Annotated in this window: 5 protein-coding genes; 3 read left to right on the forward strand and 2 right to left on the reverse strand. The window is 42.0% G+C overall.

The window, feature by feature from the left end; translation table 11 throughout:
* Window positions 1-286: 286 nt before the first annotated feature.
* The 3 genes from moaA to ltrA all read left to right on the forward strand — a co-directional run bounded on the left by moaA (window position 287) and on the right by ltrA (window position 3,503).
* Window positions 287-1,285 (forward strand): GTP 3',8-cyclase MoaA, encoded by a 999-nt coding sequence (gene moaA, locus QOS06_RS10380; RefSeq protein ID WP_078010123.1) that lies wholly within the window; start codon window positions 287-289, stop codon window positions 1,283-1,285.
* A 2-nt stretch (window positions 1,286-1,287) separates the two neighbouring features.
* Window positions 1,288-1,626 (forward strand): metal-sulfur cluster assembly factor, encoded by a 339-nt coding sequence (locus QOS06_RS10385; protein ID WP_003674482.1) that lies wholly within the window; start codon window positions 1,288-1,290, stop codon window positions 1,624-1,626.
* 494 nt (window positions 1,627-2,120) lie between these two features.
* On the forward strand, window positions 2,121-3,503 hold the full coding sequence (gene ltrA / locus QOS06_RS10390) for a group II intron reverse transcriptase/maturase (RefSeq protein ID WP_180874806.1): 1,383 nt from the start codon (window positions 2,121-2,123) through the stop codon (window positions 3,501-3,503).
* 83 nt (window positions 3,504-3,586) lie between these two features.
* Here ltrA and moaC read toward each other — a convergent pair whose 3' ends face one another.
* On the reverse strand, window positions 3,587-4,075 hold the full coding sequence (gene moaC, locus QOS06_RS10395) for a cyclic pyranopterin monophosphate synthase MoaC (RefSeq protein ID WP_003674484.1): 489 nt from the start codon (window positions 4,073-4,075) through the stop codon (window positions 3,587-3,589).
* Window positions 4,076-4,195: 120 nt separating this feature from the next.
* Complete coding sequence (locus QOS06_RS10400; RefSeq protein ID WP_271901744.1) at window positions 4,196-4,420, reverse strand: hypothetical protein; 225 nt, start codon at window positions 4,418-4,420, stop codon at window positions 4,196-4,198.
* Between the last annotated feature and the right edge of the window lie 143 nt (window positions 4,421-4,563).

Below are 4,563 nucleotides of genomic sequence, written 5' to 3' on the forward strand. Positions count from 1 at the left end.
TTTCATATAGGTTTGGTTCACTTAATATGATACCTGATGTCACGCCGAATGGCGTTTTTTATTTACCACCAACTGGGGGGCTAACTTCATTCTATAATCCACCATAAGATTACATTAACTGGTGAAGTTCAAGATATTTTTAAGGATTAATAGTTATTTCCCTCATCGACTATAAGTTAGCGATGGGGGATTTTTTAATTTAGGGAAAAGGCTAATTCAATCTGGAGTGGTGATTTGTGATAATCAATTATAGTAGGTCGTTTGAAAAACAGAGAGGTGAAGGTTAGTGGAACAACTCTATGACCAGTTTCAACGAAAAATTGATTATTTACGATTATCAATAACAGACCGGTGTAATTTACGGTGTGTTTACTGTATGCCAGAAGAAGGATTGAAGTTCTTCCCTAAAGATAAAATTATGTCCCAAGATGAAATTATTCAGTTAGTGCAAAATTTCGCCAAAATGGGGATTACGAAAGTCCGCCTAACTGGTGGCGAACCATTATTACGGCGGGACTTACCCGAGATTATCCAGCGTATTCGGCAAATTTCTGAAATTAACGACATTTCAATTACGACGAACGGGACGGCCCTGAAGTATCAAGCAAAGAAATTGAAGGAAGCGGGTCTTGATCGCCTTAATATTTCTCTTGATACTTTTAATCCAGCAGTATATAAAAAGATGACCCGTGGCGGAAATATCAAGCATGTCCTGCAAGGGATCGCGGCAGCTGAACGAGAGGGTTTTAAGATTATTAAGGTCAATACCGTAGTCGTGCGGGGCGAAAATGACCAGGAAGTCATGGATTTTATTAATTATACGAAAGACCACCCGATCAATGTGCGCTTTATTGAATACATGCCAATCGGGCAAGAGATTAGCGATTGGAAAAAAGAATATGTTCCGCTAACCAGCATTTTTGATAAGTGTCGCGAGGCGGGGTTAACATATGAACCGTTATCATTGCCCGGTAATGGTCCTGCCGATAACTATCAGATTAAGGGTTACCGAGGTAGCTTCGGTTTGATTCACCCAATTTCAGAGCGGTTTTGTGAATCTTGTGACCGTTTGCGAATTACCTCCGATGGTTACGTCAAAGCCTGCTTATATTGGAATGAAGAACTGGATATCCGACCGGTCATCAATGACTTTGCGGCATTTAAGAAAGTAGTGCAGAAGGCGCTAAATAATAAGCCGTTAAATCATGAAATGGCAATGAAAAATGTTCATCAGATTATTAATCCAGCGCCAACGTGGCGGCATATGAGTCAGATAGGTGGGTAAAAATGGCAGCTGATCAAAATACTGGCGCTCCTTTTTCGCCGACGGAAAACCGGGTAATGGATGCTCTGCAGTCGGTAATTGACCCAGAATTAGGGGTAGATATTGTTAACTTAGGGTTGATTTATGATGTTCAAGTTGATGACCAACAATTATGCGTGATTACCATGACGCTAACGACAATGGGGTGTCCGGTTAGTAACGTCTTGAGTCAACAAATAATTGAACAAGCTTTGGCAACTGATGGGGTAGCAAAATGTAAGATTAACTTGGTCTGGGAACCAGTGTGGAGTCCAAGCATGATGACTCGCTATGCTAAGATTGCCCTGGGAATTCATGAATAAGTAAAAATATGGCGTGCAGCTTTCGTGATTGAAAACTGGACGCCATATTATGTGCGCCCGGCATGGGTATTAGCTAGGCGGTGAGAGTCCGCTATGGGCCGTAGTAGTCGGAACCATGAGCTGAGGACAAAGGTGTCCACTGTGAGGTGGAATCTGAAGGAAGTCTAAGGCAAAGTATTGCACCGATGAACAAGAAGTAGCTATAAGGCTGGAACTAACTGGATAAGACTGCATGACAAGTTGAAGTCCAATACTACTCGAAGTTGGTCTCAGTAAAGCTAACGATGACATGGTACGAAAGCTAATATTCTTACCCGGGGAGATCTGGCCTACACGTTTCCGACAAGAGGAATAAGTTTAATTTCCACAGAAACAAGCGGTGCAGTGATGTAGCGTTGAGTAAGCCAGAAGTCAGCCGAGGTCATAGTAGTCTGAATAATCAGATGAAGGACTGAACGACAATAACTTGTAACTTATATCGGAGGTGTAATCAGGTGCGACGATCGCAGAAAACAGAACAACAAGCTGACCGCTTGTCGAGGATAGGTTTGGAAAACCGAAAGTACACAAGGGCGCGTAGTACCGATTATGGTGAAGGTAAAGGTATGAGTGTCACTATCCAAGACTTAGTCTTGGACCGCAATAACCTTAATCAGGCTTATTTGCGAGTTAAGAGAAATAAAGGAGCAGCAGGCATTGACGATATGACAGTCAATGACCTTCTGCCATATCTCAGAGAAAATAAGACGGAATTGATCGCTAGTTTGCGTGAGGGCAAGTATAAACCAGCACCAGTCAAACGGGTAGAAATTCCGAAGCCTAATGGTGGAGTAAGAAAACTCGGAATACCAACAGTGGTGGACCGAATGGTTCAACAAGCTGTGGCCCAAATTCTTACACCTATCTTTGAGCGTGTTTTCTCTGATAATAGTTTTGGCTTCCGCCATCACCGTGGGGCTCACGACGCTATTGCAAAAGTAGTAGATCTTTATAATCAAGGTTATCGAAGAGTTGTCGACTTAGACCTAAAAGCCTATTTTGATAACGTTAATCATGACTTGATGATTAAGTATCTCCAACAATATATTGATGACCCATGGACACTAAGACTCATTCGTAAGTTTCTAACTAGCGGAGTCTTAGACCATGGGCTTTTCGCTAAGAGTGAAAAAGGAACCCCACAAGGAGGGCCATTGTCACCACTACTGGCGAACATCTATCTAAATGAGTTGGACAAAGAGTTGACTAGACGTGGTCACCACTTTGTGCGCTATGCGGATGATTGTAACATTTATGTTAAAAGTCAACGAGCCGGAGAACGAGTAATGCGAAGCATTACCCAGTTTCTTGAAAAGCGATTGAAAGTTAAAGTGAACCCAGATAAAACCAAAGTCGGTAGCCCGCTACGGTTAAAGTTTCTTGGCTTTTCGTTGGGTGTAGACCACAATGGAGCCTACGCCCGTCCAGCAAAACAATCGCAACAACGAGTAAAGAAAGCATTGAGGTTATTAACTAAACGTAATCGTGGAATATCCCTAACAAGAATGTTTGAAGAAATTCAGCGAAAAATGCGTGGATGGCTTCAGTACTACTCAATTGGGAAACTAACTGACTTTATTCAACGCCTTGACAAGTGGTTGAGGGCTCGAATAAGACAGTATATCTGGAAGCAATGGAAGAAGCTTAAAACTAAGGTAACTAACTTACAGAAGCTGGGGCTGTCCCAGCGTGATGCATATGTCTTCGCTAGTACCCGCAAGGGCTACTGGCGAACTGCACACAGTAAGACCTTGAGCTATTCTCTAACTAATAGAAAACTGGAACAACTCGGACTTATGAATATGTCCAAGACGCTCCAGTCAATTCAATGTGATTAAGTTGTCGAACCGCCGTATACGGAACCGTACGTACGGTGGTGTGAGAGGCCGATAATTGAACTAATCAATTATCTCCTACTCGATTATTTAGATTGTTGGTCAAAGATGAAGTGGCCGCTTTTACCACCGTCTTTTTCAACGAGATGAACATCACTAATGACCATTCCCCGGTCCATTGCTTTGCACATATCATAGATGGTGAGGAGGGCGATTTGCACGACAAGGAGGGCTTCAATCTCAACGCCGGTGACGTGCTTGGTCTTAACGGTTGCCTCTGCAGTAATAGTATCCTGACCGTTATTGTGGAAGTGGATATCGACACCGGTGAGGGGGATGAGGTGGCACATGGGGATCATTTCAGAAGTCCGTTTAGCGGCCATGATTCCTGCCACCTGGGCGACAGCGAGGACATCGCCCTTTTTTATTTGGCCATCTTCAATTCGTTGCAGGGTGGTTGCTTGCATATGGATTTGTCCTTGAGCCGTAGCGGTACGGAAGGTAACCTTTTTAGCGGTAACATCGACCATGCGGGCTCGGTCCTGGTCATTGAAATGTGTTAGTTTGTCTGTCATGATAAAACCCCTTTTAATTGGTAGATTAACTTTAGGATAGCATAATCGATAAGCAAAATTATTCAGTGATTTTACCAAAATAAAAATGACATCGCCTCAACAATGTCATTATAAAAATAATTATTCGTTTCTTAGTGAAGGTACTTCAACATCATTATCGTAGTTTGGACTCCACCAACCTTGCTTATTAATGTATCCGGATGGTAAGCACCAGATTACAAATTCAATAACATCAACTACAAAGGAAATTGCTTGTAAGACATTACTATCACCACTAGTTAAAATAACGGTAATTAGCCAGAAGACAAGCACTCCCCAACCACTGATGCCAGCGTCAATCTTCAATATTAACGGAATACTTTTATTACCTTAAGAAAAGCTTAACAATTTAGATATAAATAAAATTATAAAACCCGAAATGTCAATTTAAGTTAGAAAGAAAATAGTTGCTCATCAGTGACGTAAGACATGAATACTTCATATGGAGT

This window comes from Limosilactobacillus sp. DJ3M12 (assembly GCF_947381695.1).
In the GTDB taxonomy this organism is placed as follows: domain Bacteria; phylum Bacillota; class Bacilli; order Lactobacillales; family Lactobacillaceae; genus Limosilactobacillus; species Limosilactobacillus kinnaridis.